Origin of the sequence: Devosia beringensis (genome assembly GCF_014926585.1) — a bacterium.
Lineage (GTDB): Bacteria > Pseudomonadota > Alphaproteobacteria > Rhizobiales > Devosiaceae > Devosia > Devosia beringensis.
In genome coordinates this window covers 138,061-152,019 of the sequence record NZ_CP045422.1, presented here as the reverse complement: position 1 = coordinate 152,019, position 13,959 = coordinate 138,061, and the positions used below count along the sequence as shown (strand labels likewise).

Annotated in this window: 13 protein-coding genes and 1 tRNA gene; 4 read left to right on the top strand and 10 right to left on the bottom strand. The window is 64.5% G+C overall.

The genetic code is table 11. The annotated features are described in order from the left end of the window. The first annotated feature begins 84 nt into the window (after positions 1 to 84). Both GDR53_RS00855 and GDR53_RS00850 read left to right on the top strand, forming a co-directional pair. Complete coding sequence (locus GDR53_RS00855; RefSeq protein WP_193336247.1) at positions 85 to 789, top strand: GntR family transcriptional regulator; 705 nt, start codon at positions 85 to 87, stop codon at positions 787 to 789. Positions 790 to 988: 199 nt separating this feature from the next. Continuing rightward, on the top strand, positions 989 to 1,486 hold the full coding sequence (locus tag GDR53_RS00850) for a DUF427 domain-containing protein (RefSeq protein WP_193336246.1): 498 nt from the start codon (positions 989 to 991) through the stop codon (positions 1,484 to 1,486). 12 nt (positions 1,487 to 1,498) lie between these two features. On the opposite strand, the gene GDR53_RS00845 is transcribed toward GDR53_RS00850, so the two are convergent. The 8 genes from GDR53_RS00845 to GDR53_RS00810 form a co-directional block, all read right to left on the bottom strand. After that, complete coding sequence (locus tag GDR53_RS00845) at positions 1,499 to 2,821, bottom strand: ABC1 kinase family protein (RefSeq protein WP_193336245.1); 1,323 nt, start codon at positions 2,819 to 2,821, stop codon at positions 1,499 to 1,501. Positions 2,822 to 2,963: 142 nt separating this feature from the next. Further along, the gene (locus GDR53_RS00840) at positions 2,964 to 3,683 is read right to left on the bottom strand and encodes a glycerophosphodiester phosphodiesterase (protein ID WP_193336244.1); all 720 of its coding nucleotides are present in this window, start codon (positions 3,681 to 3,683) and stop codon (positions 2,964 to 2,966) included. Positions 3,684 to 3,727: 44 nt separating this feature from the next. Then, positions 3,728 to 4,615, bottom strand: a complete 888-nt coding sequence (locus tag GDR53_RS00835) for a MurR/RpiR family transcriptional regulator (protein ID WP_193336243.1) — start codon at positions 4,613 to 4,615, stop codon at positions 3,728 to 3,730. A gap of 44 nt (positions 4,616 to 4,659) precedes the next feature. Then, positions 4,660 to 5,688 carry an ABC transporter ATP-binding protein gene (locus tag GDR53_RS00830; protein ID WP_193336242.1) on the bottom strand — a complete coding sequence of 343 codons (1,029 nt, stop codon included), beginning with the start codon at positions 5,686 to 5,688 and terminating at the stop codon, positions 4,660 to 4,662. Continuing rightward, entirely contained in the window at positions 5,685 to 6,434 is a 750-nt protein-coding gene (locus tag GDR53_RS00825) for a glycerophosphodiester phosphodiesterase family protein (protein ID WP_193336241.1), read from the bottom strand. Before GDR53_RS00825 ends, GDR53_RS00830 begins: the two co-directional genes overlap by 4 nt. Before the next feature lie 23 nt (positions 6,435 to 6,457). Next, entirely contained in the window at positions 6,458 to 7,267 is an 810-nt protein-coding gene (locus tag GDR53_RS00820) for a carbohydrate ABC transporter permease (protein WP_193336240.1), read from the bottom strand. Beyond that, the gene (locus tag GDR53_RS00815) at positions 7,257 to 8,126 is read right to left on the bottom strand and encodes a carbohydrate ABC transporter permease (RefSeq protein WP_193336239.1); all 870 of its coding nucleotides are present in this window, start codon (positions 8,124 to 8,126) and stop codon (positions 7,257 to 7,259) included. Before GDR53_RS00815 ends, GDR53_RS00820 begins: the two co-directional genes overlap by 11 nt. A gap of 65 nt (positions 8,127 to 8,191) precedes the next feature. Next, the gene (locus GDR53_RS00810) at positions 8,192 to 9,442 is read right to left on the bottom strand and encodes an ABC transporter substrate-binding protein (protein ID WP_193336238.1); all 1,251 of its coding nucleotides are present in this window, start codon (positions 9,440 to 9,442) and stop codon (positions 8,192 to 8,194) included. Between the two features lie 236 nt (positions 9,443 to 9,678). Between GDR53_RS00810 and GDR53_RS00805 the strand changes: the two genes are divergently transcribed. Then, the gene (locus GDR53_RS00805; protein ID WP_193336237.1) at positions 9,679 to 10,698 is read left to right on the top strand and encodes an ABC transporter ATP-binding protein; all 1,020 of its coding nucleotides are present in this window, start codon (positions 9,679 to 9,681) and stop codon (positions 10,696 to 10,698) included. Here GDR53_RS00805 and GDR53_RS00800 read toward each other — a convergent pair whose 3' ends face one another. Then, positions 10,699 to 12,369, bottom strand: a complete 1,671-nt coding sequence (locus tag GDR53_RS00800; protein WP_193336236.1) for an ABC transporter permease — start codon at positions 12,367 to 12,369, stop codon at positions 10,699 to 10,701. A gap of 78 nt (positions 12,370 to 12,447) precedes the next feature. Next, positions 12,448 to 13,422: an ABC transporter substrate-binding protein gene (locus GDR53_RS00795; RefSeq protein ID WP_193336235.1), complete on the bottom strand. Its 975-nt coding sequence runs from the start codon at positions 13,420 to 13,422 to the stop codon at positions 12,448 to 12,450. 449 nt (positions 13,423 to 13,871) lie between these two features. Between GDR53_RS00795 and GDR53_RS00790 the strand changes: the two genes are divergently transcribed. Then, positions 13,872 to 13,948: transfer RNA gene (locus GDR53_RS00790), tRNA-Pro, on the top strand. The last annotated feature ends 11 nt before the right edge of the window (positions 13,949 to 13,959 follow it).

The window sequence follows — 13,959 nt, the reverse complement described above, 5'->3', positions numbered from 1 at the left end:
GTGACGGTGCTTGTCTAGAACGGCATTGTGTAACGTGCATGACAGCTGTAGGTACAGCTTGAAAGTATTTGGTGAGGCGACGGTATGACGGCCCAGTGGTTCCGCGTCTATGACACGCTGCGCAAGGCGATCATGGTGGGAGAATTGCGTCCGGGCAGCCAGTTGCCGCCCGAATTCGAGCTGTCAGTCGCCCACAATGTGAGTCGCAACACGGTCCGGCGTGCCTACCTGGCCCTGTCGCAGGATGGTCTGATCCGCAGCGTCAACGGGCGCGGCTCCTTCGTGATGCAGACCGGCATAACCTATGAGGTTGACGCGACCTCGCGCTTTCGTGACGTCCTGGACGGGCAGGGGGTGCGATCAAGCATGCAGGTGCTTGATCAAGTTATGGTGCCAGCCGGCACTGAACTGGCAACCAGCCTCGGCGTCGCGCCGGATACAACGCTGTTGCGGGTCACTGGGCTCATCATGGGCAACGACATCCCGTTTATCCTGACCGTCCGTCACATTCGCGCCGACCTGGTGGATAATCTCCAGGCAAAGCTGGCCGAAACCGACTCCCTGACACGGATCGTCCGCAACGAGGGGCTGGGGCAACTGCGGCGCGTCTCGACGACCGTCAGCGCCCGGTTGCCGACCGACCGCGAAGCAGACTTGCTGCAAAGCCCGGCCAATGCGCCGATCCTGGTCGTGGGATCGACCGGGCGCATCGACAATGGCCAATTGCTGGAATGTCAGAACGCGGTCATGAACGGCCAGGTCGTCCGCCTGTCGTTTCGCAACGATTAGACGGCAGCTGAGAAGGCGGCGCTTCGCCGTCCACGAGGTGGCCCGCTAGCTTTTGGCCAGGCGTTGATCGCAAATCTGCCAGGGCGCTCGGCATCGGTTACTGATCTGGCGCCACCGGCCAGAAGATCCAGAACCCAGACCTGCTCGTAGAACCGGGGTCAAAGACAATCGCAGAGTCTAGCGTCAGGGGACCGTTACCGTGAATTTTCCAATCCCGATCAAGCCTGGGTCAGGCGAGGAAAGCGTCTGGGACTATCCGCGCCCGCCCAGGCTCGAGCATGTCGCCAAGCCTGTGCAGATTGTCTTTGCCGGTGTCCTTGTCGTGGACGCATCCGAATGCTACCGGGTTCTCGAAACCAGCCACCCACCCGTCTACTATATCTCCCCCGATTTTGTTGCGGCCGGTGTCCTGATCCCCGCTGCCGGCTCCAGCCTGTGTGAATGGAAAGGGCGCGCCGACTATTTCGATGTCGCGGCCAATGGCCGGGTCGCGGCGCGGGCCTCCTGGCGCTATGCCGCGCCCACGGAGCGGTTTGCGCCCATCGCTGGTTTCCTGGCCTTCTATGCCGGACCGATGGACCGGTGCGCAGTCGGCGGCGAGATCGTGACCCCTCAGCCGGGCGGCTTTTATGGTGGCTGGATCACCCCCGGCATTGTCGGGCCGTTCAAGGGTGAGCCGGGATCGCTCGGCTGGTGACAGGTCGACGGGTCAAGAGTGGCTCCCGGCAAACTCTTCCAGCAGGCCGCGGACATCCACTGTCGCGCCAAGCCGGCTGGCCAGCAGGTACATGCCGCCAATCTTGCGGTGGATGAACAGGGTGTCGACGGGTGGTATCGACCAGAGGTCGGCGCCAAAGCCGGCGCTCAGGGCACGGTCCCGGGCGCGCCGAGGCAGGTCTGCCGCCACAAAATCAAACATCGGCCCGGCCATGACCGCGTCCATGCCCATGGCCAAAAGGTCAAGGGCCAGTTGCGCCAGCCGCTGCCGCCCCGGCGCGAAATAGCCGATATCCACCATGGCATCGGTTTGCCCGGCCCTGTCGCGCGCCAGCGCCGCCCGCAGCAGAAGTCGCAACTTTTCGGTCAGCTCAGCGGGAATGGTGCGCGTCGCGCCGAAATCGAGCAGGACCAGGCGCCCGCTGGCCTTCTGGTAGCGGAAATTGGCAAAGTTGGGGTCGGTCTGGATGACACCGAAGTCGAAGACCTCCTGCAGCGTCAGGCGGATGAGGCGTTCGGCAATACGGTTTCGTTCCGCCTGCGGGCGGCCGATCACCCAATCGATCGGCTCGCTGTCGATAAAGGTCATTGCCAGCACGCCCGGGCCGGTCAGCTCGCTGTCTACCTCGGGCACCAGCAGGGTCGGATCGCCGGCAACCAGGCCGGCATAGCGGGTGAGGTGGTCGGCCTCGCCAAGATAGTCGGCTTCCTGCTGCAGCTGAAGGCGGGCCTCTGCCACCAGGGCATCGAGCGACACGCCCGGCGGGATCAGCCGCGACAGGCGCAGCAGCGCGACCACGTTGTCGATGTCGCTGTCAATGCTGGCGGCAATGCCCGGATACTGCACCTTGATCGCCAGGTCGCGGCCCGAACGGGTTGTGGCGCGGTGCACCTGGCCAATCGACGCGGCGGCCACCGGCGCCATCTCGAAATGGTCGAACCGGTCCCGCCAGCCCCGGCCCCACTGCCGGACCAGCTGCTGCTCAAGCTGAAAGCGCGGCATGGGCGATGCATCAGCCTGCAGGCGCGCCAGGATAGTAGACCATTCGCCCGGCAGGATTTGTCCGGCATCCATAGATAGCAGCTGCCCCAGTTTCATCGCGGCGCCGCGCATGTGGGAAAGTTGGTCGGCAACGCGCAGGGCATTGGCGGGCGCCAGCAGCAGGTCGCTCAGGCTCGGTGGCCTGCCGTTCAACAGCTGCCGGGCGGATGAAAATGCCACCCCGGCGCCAATGGACGCTGCCATGCCGCCCATGCCAAGCAGTCGTCCCAGCCTTCCGGTTGGCACGGCGCGGTTGTTTCGATCATCGGACATGGGCTACCTCTAGCCCTTCTACGATCAGCAGCGGGAACTGGATCGTTCACGACTGCCCGATGGCCTCAACGGCGTGGCCCAGCGCCCCGCGGGCCCCATACACGCAACATCGCGCAAAATGGGCAATGTCAGGCCGGTCTGATCAGCCCAGGCTCGCAACCTGCCGCACGGCCAGCGCCACGTCATTGACGAGAACCCCGCCAACCCCGATCGCGGCGAGCCCCGCCATATCGGTGCCGTTATGGTCGCCGCCATCAAAACTAGTCCCGTCACCCCCGCTGGTCACCCAGACCTCGGCGCCAAGCGCCTGCAGGGTGGTGACCCGCGCCGGAGAAACATCGCCTTCCCACAGGCGGATGGTGGTCGCGCCGGCCTGCCAGAACGCCTCGGCCATGTCGGGAGCGGGAATAAAGCCCAGGATCGTCGCCCCGCGCGCGCCAAAAAACCGCACCGCCTCTAGGCCGTGGCACCCTGCGATCACCAGCGGGTGCTGCGCTGCGGGCACTTCGGCCACGATGATCTGCCAGATCCGTTCGAGCGCCTGCGGGCTTTCATCCTTGAGATCGAGCAGGACGTAATGGCCATTGCCCGCATAAGCCAGCACATCGGCAAGCCGCGCAATGCGCGCGCCGTTTGGACTCTCCAGCGCTTCCAGTTCCGGCCATGCAACATCGCTCACCCGTTCGGGCCGCCCGAACAGCCGGTCGAGATCGTCGTCATGGGCGCAGACCGCAATGCCATCGCTGGAAAAGCGGATATCGGTTTCGATGGCATGGGCGCCGGCAGCCAGCGCTGCGTCCCAGCTCTGGGGTGTGTTCTCGGCGTAATCGGCGCTATAGCCGCGATGGGCGATGATCTTCATGGAAAACTCGTGGTCAGGCAGCAGCGGCTGCCAATCAGGGGGGATCAGAGCAGGGTGGTGGACAGCTTGCCGCTGGCGCGAAACGCCTTGAAAGCATCGAGCGCCCGGATGGAGCGGCCGTCATCGATGGCGGCGAGCTCGAGGATGATCGTGTTGGCAATGGTCATGGGAACCACCAGGGACTGCGACTCGCCGGCTGCACCGCGCGAGACGACGACGTGGCGGTCAACCGTGTTGGCAAAGCGGCCCGCCTGGCGGTCGGTAATCGCCAGGGTCAAAGCGCCCCGCTGGCTGGCTATGGCCTGGATCTCGCCGACCAGCGCCGGCGCCTTGCGGAAGGCGAACAGCCAGACGACATCCCGGTTGGTCAGCCCATTGAGCGCCTCGGGCAGCTGATGCATCTGAGCGCCCAGGTCGAGTGCATCATAGCCCGAGCGCGTCAGCCGCAGGCTGATCAGCGCTGACAGCGTGGCGGCATGACCGCGGCCGAACACAAAGATCCGCCGGCAATCGCGCAGGCGCTGGGCAAAGTGGGCGATATCGTCATCGCTGACCGCCCGGCGCATCTGGCGCAAAGCGGCAATTTCGCTATCGATGACGGAATCGAGCAGGCCGCCGGACGGGGCGCGGGCCAGCCGCGCCGCCATGCGTGCCGCCGGGCTTTCAAAGTCACCCTCGCTCTGCACCAGGCTTTCCTGGATGAAGCTGCGCAGTTCGGGATAGCCGGCAAAGCCGAGCCTTCGGGCGAAGCGGACGGCCGAAGCGGGATGCACGCCGGCCCGCGACGAGATCGCCGCGCCATTATCCATGGCCGCGCGCATCGGATCGCCCAGCAGCACTTCGAGCAGGCGTTCATCGGAAGGGGTCAGCCGGCTCGGGCTGCTCTTGACGCGGTCGAGCAGGGTTCGCGGCGGGGTGGGCTCAGGGGCCATTGCGAATTCCGGTAACTTTGCCAAGACAGTAGCAGGTACAAGCTTCACGGATTTGCGATCCGAAGTCCACTTTGGTCGTCAAACAGCATGGCCTGCTCGGGGTCGTAGCCGATCCAGAAGCGTTCCGGATCGCGGGGCAGTTCATCGCGGGCGCTGTTCAGCGTCAATTTGCCGGCTGGTCCGTCACAGTGCAGGATCACCGTGGCGCCGGTCATTTCGGACAGCAGTACGCGCGCTGGAAGCGCCGGTGTGGCGGGTTCAGCGTTCAGCACGCGCAGGGATTCGGCGCGCAGGCCGACGGTGGTATGCGCGTGATGGGCAAAGGCCGGCAGTGCCGCAGCCGGCAGGAAATTCATGGCCGGCGTGCCCAGAAAGCCGGCGACGAATTTATGCGCCGGCCGATCATAGATGGCCTCGGGCGTGTCGAACTGCAGCAGATGGCCATCCTGCATCACCGCGATCCGGTCGGCCAGCGACAGGGCCTCGGTCTGGTCATGGGTGACATAGACCATGGTGGCGCCCAGCTGGCGGTGCAGTTGCTTGATCTCGGTGCGCATGGCCACCCGCAGGGCATTGTCGAGATTGGAAAGCGGCTCGTCCATCAGATAGATCGAACAGTCGCGCGCCATGGCCCGACCCATGGCCACGCGCTGGCGCTGGCCGCCCGACAGGGCGCCGGGCTTGCGCCCGAGAAAGGGCGTCAGCTGCAGGGTTTTGGCCACCGCCTCGGCGCGGGCATTGCGCTCGGCCTTGGCAATGCCGCGCAGCTCGAGACCGAAAGCGATGTTCTCGCGCACGCTCATATGCGGATAAAGCGCGTAGTTCTGAAAGATCATGGCGATGTCACGATCCTGCGGCGGCAGGTCATTGGCGCGCTTGCCGGCAATCTCGATAGTGCCCTCATTGACCCTCTCAAGCCCGGCGACCAGCCGCAACAGGGTGGATTTGCCGCAGCCCGAGGGCCCGACAATGACGATGAACTCGCCATTCTCGATGTCCATCGAGACGTCCTGCAGCACCGGCGCGCCGCCGGGGAAGGACTTGCTGATATTGCGCATGCTGATGGCGCTCATTCTGACAGCCCTTCCAGACGGCGGTTGCGCACCTCGATCGCAAGGCTGGGACGGTCGGTGGTGAAGACATGCGCCTCCAGCGCCAGGGCTTTTTCCATCTGCTCGACCGAATGGGCGGCCCAGCAGCCGAAGATGAGGCCGGCCTGTTCGAGCGCAGTCTTGACTGTCCGGTCGGCATCATCGACATGCAGGCCGATCTCGCCAATCGACCGCGCTTGCGCCAGCTCGATCACGGCGCCGATACCCAGCTGGCGCAGCACCGGCGGACTGACCAGCCAGAGCCGCGGCTGCATGGTCAAGGGCGCCAGTTCGTCCAGCGTTTCGAGCAGGAACGAGGTGAAGGTGGTGCGCTCGAGCATGGCCTGCTCGCCCAGCGTGGCGATGACCCGCGGGACGAAATTTGTGTAGGGCCGACCATGCTCGTCCGGCTTGATCTCGCAACGCAGATCGACCGGGCTGGGCCGGAACACGGCGCAGAGTTCCGCCAGTGTCAGCGGATGGGCTCCGGCCCCAAAATTGATGGTGGCGGCGCGCACTTCCGCTTCGGTCAGCGCGGCTATGGCGCCCGTCCGATCGGTCGTGCGGTCAAGCGTTGCGTCGTGATGCACGATGGTGGCGCCGTCGCTGGTGGGATGCACGTCGAACTCGACCTGTTCGAGCGCCATGGTGGCGGTTGCCGCAAAGCCTTGCGGCGTGCTGTCCCCATATTCGAGGGTGCCGCCACGGTGGGCCGCGATGCGTGTCATAGAGAGCGTCCTTGTTTGATGGGTCATTTGACGGCGCCCATGGTGATGCCGCGCACCAGATGCCGTTCCACCAGCACGAAGCCGAGCAGGACGGGCAGGATGGTGAGAGTTGAGGCGGCCATGACCAGAGGCCAGTCGATCAGGCCCTCGCCCGGATTGATGCTGTAGAGCCGGGCCAGCCCGAGCTGGAGCGTGTAGAGGTCCTCTTTGCCGACGGCGACCAGCGGCCAGATGTAGTTGTTCCACTCCGCCAGGAAGATATAGAGGCCCATCGAGAAGATGGCGGGGCGCGAGATCGGCACGATCACCCGCCAGAGCACCTGCAGTGGCGTGGCGCCATCCATGTAGGCGGCCTCGTCGAGCGCCCTGGGAATACCGCGCATATACTGGCGCAGGAAGAAAGCGGCAAAGCCGTTGGAAATGGCGGGCAGGATCAGGCCGGCATAACTGTCGAGCAGGCCAGCCGAAGCCAGGGTCAGGTAGTTGGGGATCAGCGTGATGTGGCTGGGGATCATCAGCGTCGCCACGGTGAGGCCAAACAGCAGGTCGCGCCCCTTGAAATCGAACCGGGCAAAGGCAAAGGCCGCCATGGTGGCAAAGGCCAAGCCGGCCAGGGTCACGAGGCCCGAAACCAGCAGGCTGTTAAACAGGTAGCGGGCGAAATTGTACTCGCTGATCACCCGCCAGTAATTGTCCAGCGTCGCGACGAAGCCGCCCTGGTAGTAGGAACTGGCGGTCTGGAACGACATCCAGATCGAATAGAGCACCGGCGACAGGAAGATGATGCCGGCCAGCAGCGCCAGCCCCGATTTGAGCGCGAGATCATGCCTCATAATGGATCCTCTGGCCGACGATCCGCGCCTTGAGCAAAGCCAGCGCAATGAGCAGGATGAACAGCAGCACGGCCAGCGCCGAACCCGCGCCGATGTCGAACAGCACAAAGCCGGTGCGGTAGAGCAGGTTGACCACCATATCGGTGGCGCCCGCCGGGCCGCCGCGCGTCATCACATTGATGATGGTGAAGACCTGGAATGCCTCGATGACCGAGATCACCAGCAGGAAATAGGTGGTCGGCATGATCAGCGGCACGGTGATGCGCCGGAACACCTGGCTGCGCTTGCCGCCATCGATGGCCGCCGCGTCATAGAGCTCCTGGGGCACCGCCTGAAGCGCCGCGATATAGATGATGACGTCGTAGCCGAGCTGCTTCCAGGTATTGATGAAAATCACCACCAGCAGCGCCAGCTTGGGGTCCTGCAGCCAGGGAATGCGCCCCAGCCCCAGATTCACCAGCAAGCCGTTGGCCATGCCGTAATCGGTGGAAAATACCCAGGAAAACACCACGGCGATCGACACGGTCGAGGTCACGGTGGGTAGGAAGATGGCGCCGCGCAGCAGCCGGGAGGGCAGGGCATCGCGCTTGAGGTAGCTGGCAATGGCCAGAGCCAAAGCGAGGCGCAGCGGCACCGAAATCACCGCAAAGACGCTGGTGACGGTCAGGGAATTCCAGAAACTGGCCGAGTTGAGCAGCCGCCAGTAATTGTCGAAGCCGACAAAGGGGCGCTCGGGCGACATGAAGTTCCAGCTGCGAAAGCTCAGATCAAGGCTCGTCACGATCGGCACATAGGTGAAGACAGCGATGAAGGCGATCAGCGGCGCCGCCAGCAGATAGGGGGTAAACTTGGGTGACATGGCTGGGATCGCCTCGAGAAAGACGCGGCGGGGGCACCTGCCTCCGCCGCCTTGGGTTGGTCCGGTTAGCGGGCTTCTTCGGCGCGCGTATCGGCGGCGAACTGCACCATGGTCTCTTCGACTTCGCGCTGGCCCAGGGCCATGGCCTGCCACATGTCGTATTCGGTGGTACGCATCCAGGTCACGACCGGGGTGCGGGCGCGGCCATGGGCATTGGGCAGGGAGTTGATGGCGACGTCGATACCGGGCTGGCTGGCCAGCGCTTGAGCGGCAACCGGCTGTTCGGCCGAATTGCGGTTGATCGGCAGATAGCCGGTAGCGGCGAACCAGATGGCATTGGCTTCGGCCGAGGCGGCATAGCTGACGAAGTCGTAAGCGGCGTCCTGTACGTCCTGGGCCGCGGTGGCCATGATGCCGATGCCGGCGCCGCCGATCGGCACAGAGCACACCTTGTTGCACGGCATGGGCAAGACGCCGAGGTCATCGCCGATCGCTTCGCGGGCGCCGACATAATTGCCGGTCGAGTTGAACATCATGCCGACGCGGCCGGCCAGGAACGCGTCGCGGCCATTGTCTTCTTCGGTAACACCGTCGGCCGAGGCCACCTGATGCTCATGCACCAGCGATGCCATCCATTCATAGGCCTCAATGGTGTTGGGAGCGTCGAGCAGGATTTCCCCGCTCATGGCGTCGATGAGATCGCTGTCATTGGCCATGACCAGGCCCCAGCGGGCGAACTGGCCGGGCGCGGCAATGCCGGAAATGCCGTCGGCACTCAGCGCATCGTTGACCGTCTGGGCTGCCGTCAGGATCTCGTCGAACGTGCCCAGGGCGGGCTCGCCCTCAATGCCGGCCTGCTCGAAGATGGCCTTGTTATAGTACAGCACCGGGGTCGAGGAGTTGAACGGCACGATATAGGCCTTGTCGCCGATAACCCCGATTTCGCGAGCATAGTCGTAGAGCTCGTCCTTGAGCGGATCGGCGTCGAAATAGGGCGTCAGGTCGGCCAGCACGCCGGCATCGGCGAACAGGCCATAGCGGGTGACTTCGAGAATGACGGCATCAGGGCCGCGATTGGCCGGGATCGCCGCCTGGAGCCGGGCGACGATGTCGTTGTAATTGCCGACATATTCGGCTGCGATGACGACGTCGGGGTTCTGCGCCTGGTACTTGGTGATGATTTCGTCGAGCGCTTCGCCCGAGGCGCCGTTGAAGCTATGCCAGAACGTGACGGAGGTCTGGGCCTGGGCGGCACCGATGGAGGTGGCGAGGGCCAGCAAGCTGACCGCGAGAGTGGAAATGGATTTGCGCGACATGGAGCACCTTCTGCAACAGGAATTGCACTGCAAGGATATCCATAGGGACGCTGCAATTCAGTTTGCTAACAGGATGGTGAAAGTTGCATGACAGCCCGCCGTGCGGCTAACCCCGGCTACAACGGGATCACGCGCGGCAATTATGCATAAGTGGATGCTTGTTGCGCCGACTGTCCGGAGCGTAACTGGCCCCAGATTGTCGCCATACTGTCATCTTGCCTGCCTAGGACGACGCCATGACCGCGATTATTCTCGACGACCTCGGCAAGACCTTTGACGGCGTGCCGGCCATCCAGCCCACCAGTCTGGCGCTGGATTCCGGCTCCTTCACCGCGTTGCTGGGGCCCTCTGGCTGCGGAAAGACCACCCTCTTGCGGCTGATTGCCGGTTTCGAACGACCGAGTACCGGCACGATCCAACTCGGCGATCGTCTGGTGGCCGGGCCGCATATCAGCGTGCCACCGGAACGGCGCAGTCTCGGGATCGTGTTCCAGTCCTATGCCTTGTGGCCACATATGGATGTCGCAGCCAATGTCGCCTATCCCCTGCTGGCGCGGGGCGTGGCGAAGGCGGAAATCGCCGTGCGGGTGGCCAAGGCACTGGCCATGGTATCGCTTACCGGGCTGGGATCGCGCAGCGTCGACGCACTGTCAGGCGGGCAGCGACAGCGTGTCGCTCTGGCACGCTGTCTGGTTACCGGCACCGACATTATTCTCCTCGACGAACCCTTGGCCAATCTCGACGTGCATCTGCGCGCCGAAATGCTGGATGTCTTTGCCCGCCTGCACCGCGATACCGGCGCCACCATCGTCTTCGTCACGCATGACCAGGCAGAGGCGTTGGCGCTGGCCGATCGTATTGTCGTTTTGGACAAGGGGGCCGTGCAACAGTCGGGGGCACCCGAGCAGATTTACGCAGAGCCGGCCAATGCAATGGTTGCCGGCTTTGTGGGGAGAGGGGTTACTGTGCGGGGCGTCCGCCTGGACGGACGGGTCGAGGTCGCCGGGATAACCCTGCCGACCCGCGGCCAGGCCGGCAGCGCGACGCCGTTGCTCCTGTTGCGGCCGGAGCATCTGACACTGGCCGAGACCGGCATTGCCGCCACCATTGCGACCACGCGCTATACCGGGGCAGCCTACGATGCCACCGCCATTCTGGCCAGCGGCGAGACCCTGCTGCTGTCGATGCCGCAGCGAATGGCTCCCGGCACGCCGGTCCATCTGGCCGTCAGCGATGCCTGGATCGTGCCGGGCTGATCAGCGCCAAGGTAGCACGCCGGCGGGCAGCATGCGGCCGAGACGATCGAGCGCGGCCAGCAGCGCGACAACCACCAGCAGGGTGACGATGGCCACGGCCGAGGCCTGCGGCGACAGGCCCGATTCTTCGAGACTGAACAGGATCACGCCGATGGTCTCGTTGCGGCTCGACCACAGGAGGGCGGATACGGTCAGCTCGTTGAAGGCGCTCATGAACACCAGCAGGGCCCCGGCAAAGGCAGCCGGCGCGGCCAGTGGCGCGGTGATGGTCAGCAGGCGCCGCAGCGGGCCGGCTCCGGCGGCAGCGGCGGCTTCACCAAGCTCGGGTGCCAACTGGTCGAGCGCCGCCTCGACGGGCTTCAGCGCCAAGGCGGCAAAGCGCATGAGATAGGCGACGAGGATGATCCACGGCGTGGCGTAGAGGCTGCCCAGCACGGGCAGTGGTCGCAAAAACAACAGGATACAGGCGATGGCCAGCACGATGCCGGGCAGGGCATAGGGCAATTCGAGCGTGCCATGCGCCATCCTGCTGACGCGGCGCGGGAGGCGGTTGAGGCCCAGCGCCAGCGGCACGGCCAGCATGGCCAGGATGGCGGCGGCCAGCAGCGACAAATAACTGGAGTTGACGAAGGCGCGGACAGTTGACGACTGCCGGAGCAGCACCTCGACATAGTTGTCGAGCGTGAGCGTCGTCAGCGACAGCGGCACGCCATAGGCGGGCACAAGAGAGGTGGCGAGCAGGGCCGCCGCCGGCAGGATCAGCACCGCCGTCAGCAGCAGCAGGCCCGCAGCGGCAACCGGCCAGCGCAATGGTCCAAGCGAAAACCGCATCGGCGCGCCGCGCGTCAGCGCGAAGCGCACGCGACGCAAAGCCAGGCTCTGGGCGGCAATCCCAGCAATGGCGATCAGACAAATCAGCAGGGAGAGCCCGGCCACCTGGGGTAGTACGCTGGGGCCATTGCTGGAGAGCTGTTGGTAGATCAGCGTGGCCAGCGTCAGAAAGTTCTCGGGCATGCCCAGCAGCGCCGGAATGCCAAAATTGCCGACGCCGGACACGAATGCCAGTGCCTTTGCGGCGATCAGGTACGGCCACAGCAGCGGCAGCACGACACCTGTCACCACGCGAACGGGTCCCATCCCTGCAGCCCGCGCGGCTTCGACATAATCGCGCGGCAACAGCACCAGGCCGGCGCGCAGGGTGATGAAAACGATGGGCGCATGTTGCACGCCGAAAAGCAGGATAATGCCGTTGCGGCCGAGCAGCGGATTGGCCGTGCCGGGGGGTGGTGCAAGGCCGATGGCGCCCAGCAGGGCACTCGAGGGGCCCAGCAGATGCATCCAGGCCAGCGCCATGACCTGCGGCGCGATCATCAGCGGCAAGATGAGCAGGAAGCCCTGCAGCCGACGCAGCGGCATGTCGGTGGCGGCGACGAGAAAGGCGAAGGGCGCGCCGATTAGCAGGGCCAGCAGAGCACCGAACAGGGCGGTATCGAGCGTATTGAAGATCGCACGCTGTGTGGCGCCGCGCGCCAACCGGCTGAGCAACAGGCTCGCGTCGAACTGGCCATCGGCGAACAGCGCCGTCAAGACCAGCCGGCCGGTGGGCAGCACGGCGATCAGTCCGACGGCACAAAGAGTGAGAACGGCAGGCAGCAGCCATGCCGCTCTCATGACGCGGCCGTCCGGATCCAGCAAGGGAGGAACCGTCCCGGTCGGCCGCATCAATGGGGTGTCTGGCGTCACGCCGGCCTACTGGCCGAAGATCTCGCCGAACCGTTCCTTATTGGCAGTCTCGTTGGCCAGGGCTGCGGCCGCGTCATAGGGCAGAAGCTTGATATCGGCGCGCGCCGGATAGCCGGCGGGCAGGTCGATGCCGTCACGGGCCGGGATATAGCCCTGGCTCGAGGCCAACTGCTGGCCTTCCTCGGAAATCAGGAAGTCGATGAACAGCTTGGCATTGTCCGCATTGGGCGCGGAAGCCAGGATTGCGGCCGGTTCGGTCACGGCCGAAACGCCCTCTGTCGGAAAGACGAAGGCGACGGGCGCGCCCTTGGCGGCTTCCCGGATCGGCAGGAAGTCGACGATCATGCCATAGAGCTTTTCGCCGCCAGCAACGGCCGTCAGCACGTCGCCATTGCCGCCCGAGGCCTGGGCGCCGTTTGCGGCCAGCGCGGTGTAATAGTCCCAGCCTTCGGCCAGGTTGTCGGTCAGCGTCACCGTGTGGATCAGCGCTGCGCCCGAGGTCAGCGGGCTGGGCATGGCCAGCTGGTCCTTGGCTTCGGGCTTGGTCAGGTCCAGCCAGCTGGTCGGCACCATGGTGGCGGCCGTATTGTAGACGATGCCGGTGGTGATCAGCTTGGTGGAGAAATAGGCGCCGTCCTCGTCATAGAGGCTGGCGTCGAGCCCGGTCGTGTCGGCTTCGGGGAAGTTGAGCAGCAGGCCTTCGGCCTTGAGCCCTTCCATGGTCACCACATCGGCAATCAGCAGCACATCGGCCAGCGGCGTGCCGGCTTCGGCTTCGGCGCGGAACTTGGCCATGATCTTGGGCGTGCCATCGCGCACCCATTCCACGGTAATGCCGGGATACTTGGCCATGAAGGCATCAGCCGTCTGCTGCGCATCCGTGTTGGGCTGGCTGGTATAGAGCACCAGTCTGCCCTCCTGCGCCCAGGCCGGGGAAAGCGTTGCGGCCAGCATCAGGCCAGCGGTGAGAAGGGTGCGCATCAGCAACTCCTGTCGTGCGGCCGCGGGGAAGTCCAGCGGTGCAGCGGCTTTAGCCGGACTGTTTGACAGCGCGGTGACAAGCCGCGGCAATACTTGGGCTTGCGAGACATGACCGGACTGACCGCTTTTTGCAAAACGAAATGGCTACCGGGAAGGCCGAAATGGGGCGCATTGTCCCCGGTGGACCCAGAATTCAGCAATCCGTGTGGCTATGGATTCTTGCTGGAGTCACTTCATACGATCACTTGGCGCGCCGCTCCAGATCGTCCCTTGTTATACGAATCTCGCCTTATACGTCGCCGCCGCTACTTAGGTGGACATGAGGAGAACGCCCGTGGGACTTTCGGTCCCGCGACGAACCATTTCACCGAAAAAATCTCGCTTTGTTTACACGCTCCTCAAATTGAGGGTTGCACCTAAACTCGAGCTTCTCTATGTCTCCGCGCAGTCGGGGCGTAGCGCAGCTTGGTAGCGCATTTGTCTGGGGGACAAAGGGTCGCAGGTTCAAATCCTGTCGCTCCGACCATCACACTCACA

Excerpts from the sequence above, each read along its gene's own strand:
- GDR53_RS00840 (WP_193336244.1), bottom strand. The coding sequence starts at position 3,683 with ATGAAGATCATCGCCCATCGCGGCTATAGCGCCGATTACGCCGAGAAC.
- GDR53_RS00845 (WP_193336245.1), bottom strand. The coding sequence starts at position 2,821 with ATGTCCGATGATCGAAACAACCGCGCCGTGCCAACCGGAAGGCTGGGA.
- GDR53_RS00810 (WP_193336238.1), bottom strand. The coding sequence starts at position 9,442 with ATGTCGCGCAAATCCATTTCCACTCTCGCGGTCAGCTTGCTGGCCCTC.
- GDR53_RS00815 (WP_193336239.1), bottom strand. The coding sequence starts at position 8,126 with ATGTCACCCAAGTTTACCCCCTATCTGCTGGCGGCGCCGCTGATCGCC.
- GDR53_RS00830 (WP_193336242.1), bottom strand. The coding sequence starts at position 5,688 with ATGAGCGCCATCAGCATGCGCAATATCAGCAAGTCCTTCCCCGGCGGC.
- GDR53_RS00820 (WP_193336240.1), bottom strand. The coding sequence starts at position 7,267 with ATGAGGCATGATCTCGCGCTCAAATCGGGGCTGGCGCTGCTGGCCGGC.
- GDR53_RS00855 (WP_193336247.1), top strand. The coding sequence starts at position 85 with ATGACGGCCCAGTGGTTCCGCGTCTATGACACGCTGCGCAAGGCGATC.
- GDR53_RS00805 (WP_193336237.1), top strand. The coding sequence starts at position 9,679 with ATGACCGCGATTATTCTCGACGACCTCGGCAAGACCTTTGACGGCGTG.
- GDR53_RS00825 (WP_193336241.1), bottom strand. The coding sequence starts at position 6,434 with ATGACACGCATCGCGGCCCACCGTGGCGGCACCCTCGAATATGGGGAC.
- GDR53_RS00795 (WP_193336235.1), bottom strand. The coding sequence starts at position 13,422 with ATGCGCACCCTTCTCACCGCTGGCCTGATGCTGGCCGCAACGCTTTCC.
- GDR53_RS00835 (WP_193336243.1), bottom strand. The coding sequence starts at position 4,615 with ATGGCCCCTGAGCCCACCCCGCCGCGAACCCTGCTCGACCGCGTCAAG.
- GDR53_RS00800 (WP_193336236.1), bottom strand. The coding sequence starts at position 12,369 with ATGAGAGCGGCATGGCTGCTGCCTGCCGTTCTCACTCTTTGTGCCGTC.